Here is a 14171-nt window from a genome sequence, read left to right as displayed (position 1 = left end):
GGATCCCGTCATCGTCTGGCGGTGGACCCCGTGAGGGTACTGGTGTACCACCCCGGCTCGCAAACGGTGCCGGGCCAGATGTACGGGCAGCCGTCCGGACGGGAGGCGCGGGTCAGGGATGCCCGTCGGCGTGCGGCCGGCGCGGTGCGGCTCAGGCCCCGCGGCGCCAGTCCGCCAGGAAGCGCGCGCCCGCCTCGTCGTGGATGACGCCCTCGGGGGCGGTGAGCACCGGGTACGGCGTCGCCGGCACCCCGTCGGACGGACGGACGTCGACGTGCGCGACGTCGTGCCCGTTCGCGTGCAGCCAGTCGGCCATCGCGTAGTCGCTCCGCGAGTCACCGACGGTCCGCCAGGTGCGCGGGAGCTCACCGTCGTGCGCGAGCAGCTCGAGGGCACGTTCGGCGCCCATGTCCTTGCCGGACCGGTCCGACTCGACGTCGGTCGAGATGATCGTGGGGTCGACCCGCCACTGCACGGCGCCGTCCGCGTCCGGTCGCACGTCGTCGAGTCGGCGGACGCCGAGACCGCGCCGTTCGAGGGCCGCCATCGCCTTCGCGTCGAACTCGGCCTGCCGCGCCAGGTACGTGGCGTTCGGGACCTCGACCCGCTGCTCGATCGACACCATCGCGTGCTTCGTCTCGTCGAAGAACACCAGGTCGGCGTACTCCTCGCGGACCAGCTCACGCATCTCGTCGGCGTAGTCCCGCGGCAGCGCGAGGTCCTCGGCGATCGTCAGGTCGCTCATGCCGCCCTCGTACTGCGGGCCGATCGAGCACCACACCGCGCCCTTCTCGCACACCGCGTGCACCCGGCCACCGGCCGCGAGGCCGCCGTCGAGGAGCGGACCGACGACCTCCTGCCGGATGAACGCGTCGCTCCGACCCGTGTTGAAGACGATCGGGATGCCCTCGGCGGCGAGCGCGACGAGGTCCGCCACGATGGACGGGATCGCGATCGTCCGGGTCACCGGGCTGGCGATGGGTCCGTCGACGTCGAGCAGCAGGCCGAGGCGAGGAGCAGTCACCGCACCATCCTCTCGCACCTGTCGTGCCGACCAGCGCCGGCGGAGCGCGTCACTCCGCGGCGGGCATCCGGGAGAACCGGTCGACGAGCTGCCGGAGCACCCGCGGGTCGGGCACGTGTCCCTGCCCCGGAACGACGAGGTGCTGCGAGCCGGGCACCGACTCGGCCAGCGCGACCGCGGCCGCCCGCATCCACTCCGGGCCGCCGTCGCCGGACGCCACGAGGACGGGCACCCCGACCGACGCCGCCACCCGCTCGGGCACCGACAGGCCGTTGAGGACCCGGACGTCGCGGGACAGCACGTGCGCGTCGGCGAGGAGTGCCCGCCACAGGCCGGGCTTCAGCCGCGCGGCGGTGATGTACGGGATCGGGACGCCGAGGACCTGCGCGAGGAACGCCCGCACCGCCTGGGCACGACGGCCGGCTGCGACGTGCCCGTCGAGGAAGTCCGCGAACAGCACGTCGTCGCCGTGCGGGTCGACGGTGGCACGGTAGGGCGGTTCCCAGAGCACGGCGCGACCGAACGGCACGCCGGCTGCCAGCCCGCGCAACACGACGCCCGCACCGACGCACGAGCCGACGGCGTCGACCGGCCCGTCGATCGAAGCCGCGACGGCCGCGAGGTCCTCGACCTCGCGCTCGATCGACCACGGTGCGGTGTCCCCGCTCGCCCCACGGCCGCGCCGGTCGTACGTGACGACCCGGTAGCGGTCGCGCAGTGCCGCGACGACCTTGTCGACCGCCGGGGTGCCGTGGTGGTCCCAAGCGCCGCCGACCACGACCAGGGCCGGTCCGGAACCCGCCTCGGCGACCGCGAGGGGCGTGCCGTCCGCCGACAGCACGGTGCGGTCGAGGTGGTCGTCGTGCCCGCCGGGCGGTGCGTGCTGGTCTGCGTGCATGGGTCCTCACGAGGTGGTGCGACGGCGCTGCGTCGGGTCCTCGGGACGGACCGTGCGGGTCGGTACCCAGAGCATGGCAGTCCGCACCGCGGCCGTCACCACCCGCAAGCAGGGGGAGCGCTCCACCCGCGGTGCCCCTCACACGAGGGCGGTGACCCCGACGGACTCGCGTTCGAGCAGGGCGCGCTTGACGTCGAGCCCCCACGCGAACCCGCCGAGCGTCCCGTCGGAGCGGAGGACCCGGTGACAGGGGACGAACAGTGCCGGAGCGTTCCGGGCGCACACGCTCGCGGCCGCCCGCACCGCACCCGGCCGGCCCATCGCCGCCGCGAGCTCGGTGTAGGTGAGCACCGAGCCCGCCGGGATCGCCCGCAGCTGGTGCCAGCCCTCGGTGAAGAGCTCGGTGCCGTACTGCCGCACCGGGACCCGCATCGCGTGCTCGACCTCACCCGCGTAGTAGGCCTCGACGGCGTCGGCCGAGGCGACCCGTCCCTCGGACACGTGCCCGGGCCGGTACCGGTCGGCCAGACGCGCGAGCAGCTGTGCGGAGTCGTCGGTCCAGCCCGAGGCGAGGACCCGTCCCTCGTGGTCCTCGAGCACGGTGAAGGGCCCGTCGGGACTGTCGAGCGTCTGGATGGTCGCCGACGGGTCCGTCGGCGAGGGGAGCTGGTCGGTCATCGTTCGTCCTCCTGGTGGTTCGTGGTGGCGGCCGCCGCCTCGGCCGCCGCGCTCGCGCGGTCGACGATCGGTCGCCAGCAGTGCATCGTCAGGTAGCTCCGCCACGGCGCCACCTGCTCCGACCGTAGGGAGAGCTCGCGGACGCCACCGGGCAGACCGAGTTCCTGTGCACCGTTCCGCACCGCGAGGTCGCTGTGCAGGAACACGTCCGGGTGGTGCCGGACGCGCAGGGCGACGTAGTCCGCGGTCCACGGCCCGATGCCCTTCACGGCGAGCAGCCCGGCCCGGAGGTCGGCGAGCGACTGCCCGCCGTCCACCACGAGCGACCCGTCGGCGAGCGCTCCGGCGACCCGCAGGACCGTGTCGACCCGGGCCGCCGGGCCGCGCAGGACCTCGTACCCGCGGGCGGCGATGGTCTCGGCAGTCGGGAACAGGAGGCCGCCGTCGGCCAGGGCCGGGTCGACGGGTGTGCCGAGGGCGGCCACGAGCCGGGTCTGCGCGGTCCGTGCGGCGGCCACCGAGACCTGCTGCCCGATGAGTGTGCGGAAGACGATCTCGTGCGCGTCGACCGCTCCGGGCAGCCGGATGCCCGGCACCCGTCGCACCGCGGACGCGAGCACGGGATCGGCACCGAGGACCGCGTCGACCGCTTCGGGGTCGGCGTCGAGGTCGAACAGGGCACGGACCCGCGCCACGAGCGTCGGCAGGTCGGACAGCGAGGCGAGCCGGACGCGCAGGGCGACCCCGGTGCGCCCCGCGCCCGATCCCGCCGTGCCGGGGACGGGGGCCGAGGCGGTGAAGCGGGCCGGGCCTCCCGGCAGGGAGAGCAGGCGGCCGTACCCGGTGACGCGACCCGTCACGTCGCGTTCGACGTGCTCGAGCGCGTGGAGCGCGTGGAGCGCGTGCCAGTCGAGGAGGCCCTGCAGGTCGAACGGCTCGCGGGCGGGCAGGTGGACGTGCAGCCAGCCGTCGTCGGCGACCGCCGGGGCGGTGCCCCGCCGGGCGCGGAGCTCCGAGGGGGTGAGGGCGAAGACCTCGCGGACGGTGTCGTTGAACTGGCGGACGCTCGAGAACCCCGCCGCGAACGCGACGTCGGCGACGGGCAGGTCGGACGACGTGAGGAGCGTCCGGGCCGTCTGCGCCCGGTGCGCCCTGCTGAGTGCCTTCGGTCCGGCACCGAGCTCCTCGGTCATGATCCGGTTGAGCTGCCGCTCCGAGTACCCGACGCGGGCGGCGAGACCGGGGACGCCCTCGCGCTCGACCACCCCGTCGAGGACGAGTCGGACGGCACGGCCGGCGACGTCCTCGCGCACGTCCCACTCGGGGCTGCCGGGCGTCGCCTCGGGCAGGCAGCGCTTGCACGCACGGAAGCCGGCGAGGTGCGCCGCGGCGCTCGTGCGGTAGAACGTGACGCCCTCGGCCCGCGGGGTGCGGGCAGGGCAGCTCGGGCGGCAGTAGATGCCCGTGGAGTGCACGGCCGTGACGAACTGCCCGTCGAAGCGGGCGTCCCGCGAGGCGACGGCGCGGTACCGCTCCGCGTGCAGGTCGTCGCGCTCGGTGGGCGGTGCCGGGTTCGTCACGCGGCCAGCCTGACACGGTCCCCCGACAGCCACTGGCGGGAATCGGACGCGGCAGCAGGGCGGGGCGTGCGGGCACGGGAGGGCGGGTACGGGTGCGTGTGCGTGAGACGGGGGCGTCCGTGCGGGACGCCGCCGGGTCACCGAGACGCCGGGGGATCCGCCGGCGTCTCGCGTGCAGGGCGGGCGTCTCGCGTGCAGGGCGGCGTCCCGCGTGCAGGGCGTCCCGCGTGCAGGGCGTCCCGCGTGGAGGTGCCCGCCGTGCGACCGGGAGGCCCGACTACCGTGGACACCGTGACCTCCGTCGACGACGTGGCCGGCCCCGGCGACCTGCCGTACCGCACCGACGTCGAGGTCGCGATGCTGCTCGTCTCCCCGCGCCACCGCTACGAGGGGCGACCGGCGGACGGCGCGTTGCCCGCCGACGGACCGGAGCTCCGCGACCGGATCGAGCTCCGCGCGGGCCTCGGCATCGTCGGGGACCGCTACTACGCCGCGCGGGCGCACGTGCACGCGAGCGTGACGGTGATCGGCCTCGAGGGGCTCGACGCCGTCGCCGAGGCGGTCGGCGCACCGGTGGACCCGGCGGCGACCCGGCGCAACGTCTTCCTGCGCGGTGCGGACGTCGAGGCGCTCCGGGGCGAGCCGTTCTCGCTCGAGAGCGCCGGCTGCGACGGTCCGGTGCTGTTCCGCGGGTACCGCCCGGCGAACCCGTGCGCGTGGATGGACCACGAGGTGGCGCCCGGCGCCTTCCGGGCGATGCGCGGGCGGGGCGGGGTCCGCTGCGACCCGGAGTCCGACGGCGTGCTCGCCCTCGGCCCCGCGGTGCTCCGCACGGCACGCCCCGTCGCGCTCTGACGCGGTGACCGGCGCCGCGTGGTCCGCCCCACGAGACGCAACGTGGGCGGTTGCTCGCAGCGGGATGTCGCTGCGAGCAACCGCCCACGTTGCGTGTTGCGGAGGGGGTCAGGCCGTGAGGGCCTGCTCGATCGCGTCGACGAACGCCGGCAGGTCGCCGGGGTTGCGCGAGGTGATGAGGCCGCCGTCGACCTGCACCTCCTGGTCGACCCACTCGGCGCCGGCGTTGCGCACGTCGGTCTGCAGCGAGGGGAACGAGGTGATGGTCTTCCCCTGCAGCACGCCGGCCTCGACGAGGGTCCACGGGCCGTGGCAGATCGCGGCGACGGGCTTGCCGGCCTCCGCGAAGGCCTTGACGAGTGCGACCGCGTCCGCGTCCTGGCGGATGGTGTCCGCGTTGATGGTGCCACCGGGGACGACGAGTGCGTCGTAGTCGCCCGCGCCGCTGACACTGCCGATGGTGGTGTCGACGGAGACCGACTTGCCCGGGTCCTTGTCGCCGACGAGGGTCTCGATCGAGCCGGACTCCTGCGCCGCCACGGTGACGTCCGCACCGCGCTCGCGGAGCTGGTCGGTGGGGACGACGATCTCGTCCTGCTCCACGCCGTAGTTCGTCGCGATGACGAGGATCTTCTTGCCGTCGAGGGCTGCCATGGTCGCTCCTTCCACTGCCGGGGGTCTCCCGGCGCGACGTCCACGGTCGTCCGGACGGCCTGGGGACGTTCGCAGTCCGGAGCCGACGTTCAGCCCCGGATGCGGAATGCGGACCCCTCGCACGAGACCTCGACGCCGTCGTACCCCGCGATGCGCGGCAGTCCCTCGGTGGCCGGCGCCTCGAGCGTCCCGACGACGACGGTGGTGGCACCCGAGGCGATGGCGGCCTCCACCCCTGCGGGGGCGTCCTCGAACGCCAGGCACCGCTCCGGCGGCACCCCGAGCAGGGCGGCGCCGCGCAGGTAGCCCTCGGGGTGCGGCTTGCTCCGCTCGGCGTCCTCGGAGGGCACGAGTGCCTCGGGCACGGGGACCCCCGCGGCGGTCATGCGCTTCACGGCGAGCTCGCGCGGGGCGCTCGTGACGAGGGCGACCGGCACGCCGACGTCGAGCAGGCGCTGCACGAACGCGGCGGCCCCGGGCACCTCGACGATGCCGTCCGTGTAGCCGATCTCGGCGGCGATCATCGTGTCGACGACCACGCGCTGCTCGTCCGGCGACAGGTGCGGGAGGAACCGCTGCACCGTGTCGATTGTCTGCCGACCGTGCGAGAAGCCGAGGATCTCGGCGGGGTCGATCCCGTGCTCGGCACCGAAGCGGCTCCAGGCGTCCTCCACCACGGCGGTCGAGTCGACGAGCGTCCCGTCCATGTCGAACAGCACCCCGGACACCACGACGTCGATCACGTGACCGACCCTAGCCGCTACCGGTTCCGCACCCACCGCGTCAGCAGCACGCCCCCGTCGCCGAGCAGCACGTGCGCCGGGCGCATCCGCCGGAGCTCCGGCGACGAACCCGTCGCGATGCGTGGCCCCTCCCCACCCTCGAGCGTCGGGTCGATCGTCAGCGTCAGCTCGTCCACCGCGTCGGCGGCGACGAGCGCCCCGAGGAAGGACGGCCCGCCCTCGCAGTGGATGCGGTCGAGCCCCCGAGCGGCCAGAGCGCCCCGCAGGGCGTCCACGTCGACGGACGAGGAGCCGCACTCCACCACGTCGGCGACCTCGGCCAGCGCGCGCCCCGACGAGGACGACGCGCCCGACGAGGACGTCAGCACGACCGGCCGCACCGGCGCCTCGGTGAACACCCGCGAGGACGCGTCCATCGACCCCGAGTTCGTGACGATCGCGAACACCGGGTGATCGGGCAGCCCGTGTGCCCGGCGCCACGCGACGTCCTCGTCGTGCAGCACCATCGGGCCGTACCCCTCGTCACGCACGGTGCCGGCGGCGACGAGCACCACGTCGGCCACCCGGCGGAGCAGGTCGAACACGCGGAGGTCGTCGTCGCCGCCGAGGGACGCGGTACGGCCGGACGCCGAGGCGGACCCGTCGAGCGTCGCGACGAAGTTCACCCGCAGCCACGGGCCGTCGGGGACCTCCGCGGTGTACAGGTCGAGCAGGTCGTCGTCGGACAGGCCGGCGACCGACGGCGGCAGGGTGTTCACGTGTTGTGCCTCGCTTCCACGGGGGCGCGCCAGCCGAGGACCGCCTCGACCATGCGCATCGCGTCGACGCTCTCGACGACGTCGTGCATCCGGACGACCCGGGCCCCGAGCACCGCACTGACGGTCGCGGCCGCCAGGGACCCCGACAGACGCTGACCGCGGGGGCGCCCGAGCGACTCCCCCACGAAGTCCTTGTTCGACACCGCGGCGAGCACCGGGTAGCCGAGCGCGACGACCTCGGGCAGGCGGCGGGTCAGCTCGAGGGTGTGCACGGTGTTCTTGTTGAGGTCGTGCCCCGGGTCGACGATGATCCGCGACTCCGGGATGCCCGCGGCGAGCGCCCGGTCGACACGCTCGCGCAGGAAGTCGACGACCGAGGCCGTGACGTCCTCGTACGTCGGCGGCGAGGGCAGCTCCTGCCGAGGCGGCGCGATCGAGTGCGTGATGACGATCGTCGCGTCCGAGTCCGCGACGACGGACGCCATCCTCGGGTCGGACAGGCCGGTGGTGTCGTTGACGACGCTGGCACCGGCGGCGATCGTCGCCGCCGCGACCTCGGGCCGGAAGGTGTCGACCGAGATGACGACGTCGGACTGCTCGGCGAGTTGGGACACGACCGGCAGCACGCGGTCGAGCTCGTCGGCGGCCGACAGCTCGGGGCCGGGCGCGAACTTCACGCCGCCGATGTCGACCCAGTCGGCGCCCTGCTCGGCGGCGCGGACGGCTGCCTCGACGGCGCGGTCGAGCGCGAAGGTTGCGCCCTCGTCGTGGAACGAGTCCGGGGTCCGGTTCACGATCGCCATGACCGCGATCCGGCGGTCGAAGTCGAACGTCCGCCGGCCGATGGTGCGGACCGGGTCGCGCAGGTCCGGCACCACCCATCCGGGTGCGGAGGACACGGTCGGGAGGCTCGTGGTCGGCTGCTCGGTCGTCATGCGTCCGCCCCGTGGTCGGCCCCGGAACCCGCACCGGCACCGGCACCGGCACCGATGAGTGCGATCGCCTCCGCACGGCCGGCGGGCTCGGCGAGCGTGCCGGTGGCCGCGACGGTCACCGTCGACGAACCCGACTGTCGTTCACCCCGTGTCGTCACGCACTGGTGCGTCGCGTCGAGCACGACGAGCACGCCGGCGGCGTCGAGGCCCTCGGTGACGGCTGCGGCGACCTGCTCCCCGAGACGCTCCTGCAACTGGGGACGCGAGGCGACGGCGTCGAGCACGCGGGACAGGGTGCCGAGGCCGATGAGCTGCCTCGCCGGCGCGTAGGCCAGGTGGGCCACCCCGGTGAACGGCAGCAGGTGGTGCTCGCACATCGAGCGGAAGCGGACGTCCCGGACCACGACGAGCTGGCCGCGCTCGCCGTCCTCCGAATGCACGGCGCCCGAACGGGCGATCTCCGTGGCGTCGACGCCGATGCCGGCGAAGAACTCCGCGTACGAGTCGGCGACACGGGTCGGGGTCCGCTCGAGCTCCGGGCGGTCGGGGTCGTCGCCGACGGCGAGGAGGAGCTCGCGCACGGCGGCTTCGATCCGTGCGCGGTCCAGACGTTCGTTCACCCTCTCATCCAACACCGTTGCTGGCCGCAGAACGCGGCCACCTGTCGACCGCGCCGTACCCCGTCGAGGTGTGCCGTGCCTCCCGGCCGACCGGGTGGTACCAGGGCGACCCGCCGCGCTCTCAGCGTTCTGTAAACTCGTTCGGTGAGCGCCCAGCAGACCGACACCCCACCCCGGAACCGCTTCGCGTCCGGCCTCGACCGCTACTTCTCGATCACCCAGCGCGGCTCGAGCATCCCCCGTGAAGTCCGCGGTGGCCTCGTCTCCTTCGTGACGATGGCGTACATCGTCATCCTCAACCCGCTCATCCTCGGCGGGTTCAGCCAGGACCAGGCGCCGCAGGACGTCCTCGGCGGCTGGTTGCAGAACGCGCAGGTCGCGGCCGCCACCGGGCTCGTCGCCGGCGTCATGACGATCCTGATGGGCCTCGTCGCGAACCTGCCGTTCGGCATCGCGGCCGGCCTCGGGATCAACTCGTTCCTGGCCGTGAGCGTCGTGCAGCAGGTGACCTGGGCCGAGGCGATGGGCCTCGTCGTCATCAACGGCATCGTCATCGTCATCCTCGCGCTGACCGGCATCCGGACGATGATCTTCACGGCGGTGCCGGCGCAGCTCAAGGCCGCGATCACCGTCGGCATCGGCCTGTTCATCGCGTTCATCGGCCTGGTCGACTCCGGCTTCGTGCGCACCACGACGATGGCGTCGCCGCCCCTGCAGCTCGGTGAGGACGGGTCCGTCGGCGCGCTGCCGACCATCGTCTTCCTCATCGGACTCGTGATCATCGGCACGCTCATGGCGCGCCGCGTCAAGGGCGCGCTGCTCATCGGCATCGTCGGCACCACGATCATCGCGATCATCCTGCAGGCGATCTTCAAGGTCCCCACCTCGGTCGACTCCCCCACCGGCTGGAACCTCAACGCCCCCGGCCTGCCGAACGCCCTGTTCGCCCTGCCGGACCTGTCGCTCGTCGGGCACGCGGACGTCTTCGGCGCGTTCACCCGCATCGGCCCGGTCGCCGCGTCGATGCTCGTCTTCACCCTCGTCTTCACGAACTTCTTCGACGCCATGGGCACCATGACCGGTCTCGCCAAGGCGGCCGGCGTCGCGAAGCCGGACGGCACCTTCCCGCGGCTGAAGTCGGCGCTCGTCGTCGAGGGCGCCGGTGCCATCGCCGGTGGTGGCGCATCGGTGTCGTCGAACACGGTGTTCATCGACTCCGCCTCCGGCATCGGCGAGGGCGCCCGGACGGGCATGGCCTCGGTCGTGACCGGGCTGCTGTTCCTGGCGTCGATGTTCCTCACGCCGCTCACCCAGGTCGTCCCGCTCGAGGTCGCGGCCGCCGGGCTCGTGGTCGTCGGTGCGCTCATGGTCGCGCAGGTGAAGGACATCGGGTGGACCGACTTCGGGGCGGCGCTGCCGGCGTTCCTGACGATCGTCGTGATGCCGCTGACCTACTCGATCGCGAACGGCATCGGCGCGGGCTTCATCAGCTGGGTGCTCATCAAGCTGCTGTCCGGCCGCGGGCGCGAGGTCTCGTGGCTGCTCTACGTGGTCGCCGCGGGCTTCCTGCTGTACTTCGCGCGCGGGCCGCTCGAGGGCCTGCTCGGCGTCGGGTAGGGGGGGCTCCACTCGCTCTGCCGAGACGCCCCCGAACCGTCGAGACGCCCCCGAATCCGGGGGCGTCTCGCGTCGACGGGGGCGTCTCGTGTCGTCCGGTGCGTCCGGCCGGGAGGCGCGGCCTCAGTCCGGCAGGTCGGCCGGCCCGGCTTCGTGGCGGCGACGTCCGGCGGTGCGCCGGTCCTCCTTCATGCTCGCCTCGTACAGGTGCCGCTTGCCGCCGACGAGCTGGTCGCGCGCGGTCTGCTCGAGCTCCTTGGCGAGCGCGTAGTAGTTGTCGTCGTAGTCCTCGACGATCTGGAACGTCCACCGCCCGTCGATCACGTTGCGGCCCACCAGCTCGGTGTCGATCCGCTCGGCGAGCTCGGTGTGCCCGGCCTTCCGGAGCTGCTCAACGGCCTCGCCGAGGTTGAGGTCCGCCGTGCCCGTGAGCCGGTGGAACCCGTAGAGGAGCCCCCGCGCGTGCTCGAGCACCTCGACCGCGGCCGACAGGGTGCCGAGGGCCTCGACCGTGGCCTCGGACACCCCCTCGGGCACCACGTGTGCGTCGTCCGGGCCCTGTCCGTCGTCGTTCCGCTCGTCCGTCATGCTCCTCGTCTACCGGAGCAGTGCTCGGGCCGCTCCGAGCAAGCCCGTCCCCCTACTCGGTCGCGTTCGGATGGTGTGTGTGGGCCGCGAGGACGTGCACGGTCCGGGTGTCCTCGTCGACCGTGCACCAGATGCGCTCGCCGCGCTTGCGTTCGAGCTGCCGACGCTCCGCAGGGGCCGCGGGACGGCGGAACGGCGGGCGCGGTGAGCAACGTCATGCCTCACGCTGTTCAGAACGTGTTCTGAGCACGAGAGCGCCCTCGCCCCCGCCCTGCCCGTCACGCTCGTCGGGCCGGCCGGACTCCGTCGGGGCCTGCCGCTCCATCGACCGCCATGACCCGCCCAGCAGCGGCGAGAGCGTCACGACCGTGTAGACGACCGCGACCACTCCGAACGTCGCCGTGACCCCGATGGCGTCCGCCGCGACGCCACCGGCCAGTCCACCGAGGGGGATGCCCGCCCACGACCCGGCGGAGAGCAGCCCGAACACCCGCGCCCGCATGTGCGACGGGATCCGCTCGAGCTCGACCGCCCCGAGGATCGGGTTGAGCGCCCCCGCTGCGAAGCCGGACAGCACGCACGCGCCGAGCACCCACGGCAGCCCGAGGCCGAGCGCGGGCACCACGAGCGACGGCCCACCGGCGAGGACGAAGCAGACCACGAAGGTGATCCGGCGGGGCACCCGGTGCGCCACGTACCCGAACGCGAGCGACCCGACGAAGGCCGCCCCGCCGAAGGTCCCGCTGACGATGCCGAGTGCCTGCGCCCCGCCGAGCACCCGGTCGGCGTACAGCGGCAGGAGCGCGGTGGAGCGGGCGGCGTCGAGCAGGTTCGTGACGAGCACGAGGGCGATCAGGAGCCGGAAGAGCGGGTCCCGCACGCAGAAGCGCAGTCCGGCGCCGAGGTCACGCCAGTACCCGGCCGACGGCTCCGCGGGCTCCGCACCGGCCACCGGGGCGACCCCGGCGCCGCGCAGCGTGACGGCGGCGAGCAGCGCAGCCGCGCCGAACACACCGGCGGTCACGGTGAGCGCCGACAGCGGTCCGAGCGCTCCGACGAGCAGCCCCGCAGCCGGCGCCCCGAGCAGCACGGAGAACCGGACCGACGCCTCGAAGTGCCCCACCGCCCGCTCGAGCGGGATGCCCGCGGCAGTCGCGAGTCCGGGCAGGAGCACCCGTCGGCCGGACTCCCCCGGGGTGTCGAAGAGCCCGCCGAGGAACACGAGGACGAGCAACCCCCACGCTGGCAGTCCGACCGTCCAGGCGAGGACCGGTACCGCGAGCAGCGTCACGGCACTGACGACGTCGGAGACCACGCTCGACCGGACGAAGCCGACGCGCTCGACGAGCACCCCGCCGAACGCTCCCCCGAGGACGATCGGCAGCGTCGCCGCGAACGCCGCGACCCCGACGTCGGTCGCGGAACCGCCGCGCGACAGGACGACGAACGGCACGGCGATCGTCGTCGCGACGTTGCCGGTCCGCGAGACCACCTGCACTGCGAGGAGCGACCGCAACCGCCAGTGCGCGTTCACGGGCGGGCCGACCGGTAGCTCTGCACGACGGCGGTGACGCGCTCGGACCCGTCGCCCGGCTCGTGTTCCACGCTCCGGGCCTCCCACCGGTCGAGGACGCCCTGGAGTTCCGCGCCGAGCGCACGCAGTTCGTCGACGGTGAGCCGGAGCGACCGGTCGCTGCTGTTCGAGGCCGCCACCCACTCCCGCCCGAGTGCGGGCACCGCGTCGATGAACGCCGTGTACTCCGCGGCGTACGCCTGGGCGACGGTGTGGTCGAGCGCGGTCGCGGCGAGCATCCGGTCCGGGTCGTCGAGCGCGTCCGCCAGGTTCCACGACGTGTGCTGTGCGACCGCCCGCCACCAGCGCTCACGCCGGTCGGTGCCGAGCTCGGGCGCAGGCTCGATGAACCCTGCGTCGGCCAGGCGCTTGCAGTGGTAGCTGATCGTCCCCGGCGCCTCGTCGACCTGGTCGCCGAGCATCGCCGCGGTCTGCGGACCACCGGTCCGCAGCAGACCGACGAGTCGCAACCTGGTCGGGTGGGCGAGCGCGCGCATGTGCGCCGCGTCGTCGAGTCGCTGGACGTCCATGGCTCGACCGTAGTTGCACAAGAGCAGTTGCGCAATGGTTCTTGTGCTACTGACCGGAGACGCCCCGGCCTGTCCCACCTCGCCTTCCACGCCGGCACCACGGTCGACGTGCAGACGCTGTGGGAGGACGCGCCCGCGAACGGGTGGCACCGCCTCTACGAGGACCGACACCCGTTCGCCGGAGGTCCGGAGCACCACGCTGCGTTCCTCGAGGACGGCGAACGAGTGAAGGTCGAGCTCGTCGCCGACGAACCCGACCTCCGCGACGGCTGACGTCAGGCCTGCGCCGGCTGCCCGTTGCTCGCGGTCGTCCCGCCGTCCACCGGCAGGATCGCTCCCGTGATGTAGGACGCGGCGTCGCTGGCCAGGAACAAGACCGCCGCGGCGACCTCCTCCGGCCGACCGCCCCGGCCGAGCGACACCCGCTCCGCGAACTGGTGCTGGAGTTCCTCGTCCTCGGCCTGCTGCTGGGTCATGTCCGTCCAGATGAGCCCCGGCGCCACCGCGTTCACCCGGACGCCGAACTGCCCGTTGTCGAGCGCCGCGGCCTTCGTGAAGTTCGAGACACCGCCCTTCGCCGCGTTGTAGGGGCTCATCCGCCAGTCGGCGTCCTCCCCGGACACGGAGGACGTGTTCACGACCGACCCCTTCGTCTCGCGCAGGAACGGCAGCGCCGCCCGCGTGCCGAAGAACACGCTCGACAGGTCCGTGTCGATCACGCGGCGCCACTCGTCGGGCTCGATGTCCGTGATGTCACCGGAGGTGAACGTCCCCGCGTTGTTCACGAGCACGTCGATGCGGTCCCAGCGGTCGACCGCGTCCGAGACGATCGTCTCCCATGCCGCGGGGTCGGCGACGTCGGCCTGCAGGGCGACGGCGCGACCGGTCGGCAGGCTGTCCGCGACCGCTCGGACCTTGTCCTCGACACTGTCCACGAGCAGGACGTCCGCCCCCTCGTCGACGAAGGCCCGCGCGGTCGCCGCACCGATGCCCGAGCCCGCTCCGGTGACGATCGCGACCTTGCCCTCGAACCGCTTGTCCATGTGTGTCTCCTCTCGTTGCGCTGCCGTGCCGCAGGAGACGCCGTCGGCCCGGGGGCACGGACGCCACGGTGCCCG

Annotated in this window: 16 protein-coding genes; 3 read left to right on the top strand and 13 right to left on the bottom strand. The window is 73.6% G+C overall.

Annotated elements, in window-relative coordinates:
• Nucleotides 1-151 precede the first annotated feature (151 nt).
• From DEJ23_RS07520 to DEJ23_RS07505, 4 genes are all read right to left on the bottom strand, one after another.
• Nucleotides 152-1024, bottom strand: a complete 873-nt coding sequence (locus DEJ23_RS07520; protein ID WP_111239660.1) for a hypothetical protein — start codon at nucleotides 1022-1024, stop codon at nucleotides 152-154.
• A 49-nt stretch (nucleotides 1025-1073) separates the two neighbouring features.
• A complete protein-coding gene (locus DEJ23_RS07515) occupies nucleotides 1074-1922 on the bottom strand; it encodes an alpha/beta fold hydrolase (RefSeq protein WP_111239659.1) in 849 nt (282 codons plus the stop codon).
• Between the two features lie 138 nt (nucleotides 1923-2060).
• Nucleotides 2061-2600: a methylated-DNA--[protein]-cysteine S-methyltransferase gene (locus DEJ23_RS07510; protein ID WP_111239658.1), complete on the bottom strand. Its 540-nt coding sequence runs from the start codon at nucleotides 2598-2600 to the stop codon at nucleotides 2061-2063.
• Nucleotides 2597-4180, bottom strand: a complete 1584-nt coding sequence (locus tag DEJ23_RS07505) for a DNA-3-methyladenine glycosylase 2 family protein (protein ID WP_111239657.1) — start codon at nucleotides 4178-4180, stop codon at nucleotides 2597-2599. The genes DEJ23_RS07510 and DEJ23_RS07505 overlap by 4 nt, the downstream gene beginning before the upstream one ends.
• 357 nt (nucleotides 4181-4537) lie before the next feature.
• Here DEJ23_RS07505 and DEJ23_RS07500 point away from each other — a divergent pair, with 357 nt between their 5' ends.
• Nucleotides 4538-5035 (top strand): molybdenum cofactor biosysynthesis protein, encoded by a 498-nt coding sequence (locus tag DEJ23_RS07500; protein WP_111239774.1) that lies wholly within the window; start codon nucleotides 4538-4540, stop codon nucleotides 5033-5035.
• A 108-nt stretch (nucleotides 5036-5143) separates the two neighbouring features.
• On the opposite strand, the gene DEJ23_RS07495 is transcribed toward DEJ23_RS07500, so the two are convergent.
• The 5 genes from DEJ23_RS07495 to folE all read right to left on the bottom strand — a co-directional run bounded on the left by DEJ23_RS07495 (nucleotide 5144) and on the right by folE (nucleotide 8745).
• Nucleotides 5144-5689: a type 1 glutamine amidotransferase domain-containing protein gene (locus DEJ23_RS07495; RefSeq protein WP_111239656.1), complete on the bottom strand. Its 546-nt coding sequence runs from the start codon at nucleotides 5687-5689 to the stop codon at nucleotides 5144-5146.
• Nucleotides 5690-5778: 89 nt separating this feature from the next.
• Nucleotides 5779-6432, bottom strand: a complete 654-nt coding sequence (locus tag DEJ23_RS07490) for an HAD-IA family hydrolase (RefSeq protein ID WP_111239655.1) — start codon at nucleotides 6430-6432, stop codon at nucleotides 5779-5781.
• Between the two features lie 17 nt (nucleotides 6433-6449).
• Nucleotides 6450-7190 carry a pyrimidine reductase family protein gene (locus DEJ23_RS07485; RefSeq protein WP_111239654.1) on the bottom strand — a complete coding sequence of 247 codons (741 nt, stop codon included), beginning with the start codon at nucleotides 7188-7190 and terminating at the stop codon, nucleotides 6450-6452.
• On the bottom strand, nucleotides 7187-8125 hold the full coding sequence (gene folP, locus DEJ23_RS07480) for a dihydropteroate synthase (protein ID WP_111239653.1): 939 nt from the start codon (nucleotides 8123-8125) through the stop codon (nucleotides 7187-7189). The genes DEJ23_RS07485 and folP overlap by 4 nt, the downstream gene beginning before the upstream one ends.
• Nucleotides 8122-8745 carry a GTP cyclohydrolase I gene (gene folE, locus DEJ23_RS07475; RefSeq protein ID WP_258375335.1) on the bottom strand — a complete coding sequence of 208 codons (624 nt, stop codon included), beginning with the start codon at nucleotides 8743-8745 and terminating at the stop codon, nucleotides 8122-8124. Before folE ends, folP begins: the two co-directional genes overlap by 4 nt.
• Nucleotides 8746-8889: 144 nt before the next feature.
• Between folE and DEJ23_RS07470 the strand changes: the two genes are divergently transcribed.
• Complete coding sequence (locus DEJ23_RS07470) at nucleotides 8890-10362, top strand: NCS2 family permease (protein ID WP_111239652.1); 1473 nt, start codon at nucleotides 8890-8892, stop codon at nucleotides 10360-10362.
• Nucleotides 10363-10485: 123 nt separating this feature from the next.
• Here DEJ23_RS07470 and DEJ23_RS07465 read toward each other — a convergent pair whose 3' ends face one another.
• The 3 genes from DEJ23_RS07465 to DEJ23_RS07455 all read right to left on the bottom strand — a co-directional run bounded on the left by DEJ23_RS07465 (nucleotide 10486) and on the right by DEJ23_RS07455 (nucleotide 13053).
• Nucleotides 10486-10950 carry a hypothetical protein gene (locus DEJ23_RS07465; RefSeq protein ID WP_111239651.1) on the bottom strand — a complete coding sequence of 155 codons (465 nt, stop codon included), beginning with the start codon at nucleotides 10948-10950 and terminating at the stop codon, nucleotides 10486-10488.
• A gap of 214 nt (nucleotides 10951-11164) precedes the next feature.
• Nucleotides 11165-12484: an MFS transporter gene (locus DEJ23_RS07460; RefSeq protein WP_111239650.1), complete on the bottom strand. Its 1320-nt coding sequence runs from the start codon at nucleotides 12482-12484 to the stop codon at nucleotides 11165-11167.
• Nucleotides 12481-13053: a transcriptional regulator gene (locus DEJ23_RS07455; protein ID WP_111239649.1), complete on the bottom strand. Its 573-nt coding sequence runs from the start codon at nucleotides 13051-13053 to the stop codon at nucleotides 12481-12483. Before DEJ23_RS07455 ends, DEJ23_RS07460 begins: the two co-directional genes overlap by 4 nt.
• 108 nt (nucleotides 13054-13161) lie before the next feature.
• On the opposite strand from DEJ23_RS07455, the gene DEJ23_RS07450 reads away from it, so the two are divergent.
• Complete coding sequence (locus DEJ23_RS07450) at nucleotides 13162-13326, top strand: hypothetical protein (RefSeq protein WP_258375334.1); 165 nt, start codon at nucleotides 13162-13164, stop codon at nucleotides 13324-13326.
• A 2-nt stretch (nucleotides 13327-13328) separates the two neighbouring features.
• On the opposite strand, the gene DEJ23_RS07445 is transcribed toward DEJ23_RS07450, so the two are convergent.
• Complete coding sequence (locus DEJ23_RS07445; protein ID WP_111239648.1) at nucleotides 13329-14096, bottom strand: SDR family NAD(P)-dependent oxidoreductase; 768 nt, start codon at nucleotides 14094-14096, stop codon at nucleotides 13329-13331.
• Between the last annotated feature and the right edge of the window lie 75 nt (nucleotides 14097-14171).

The sequence above is a fragment of the Curtobacterium sp. MCSS17_008 genome (assembly GCF_003234185.1).
Lineage (GTDB): Bacteria > Actinomycetota > Actinomycetes > Actinomycetales > Microbacteriaceae > Curtobacterium.
Note: the sequence above shows the minus strand (reverse complement) of the source record. Positions and strands in the feature narration are given on the sequence as shown.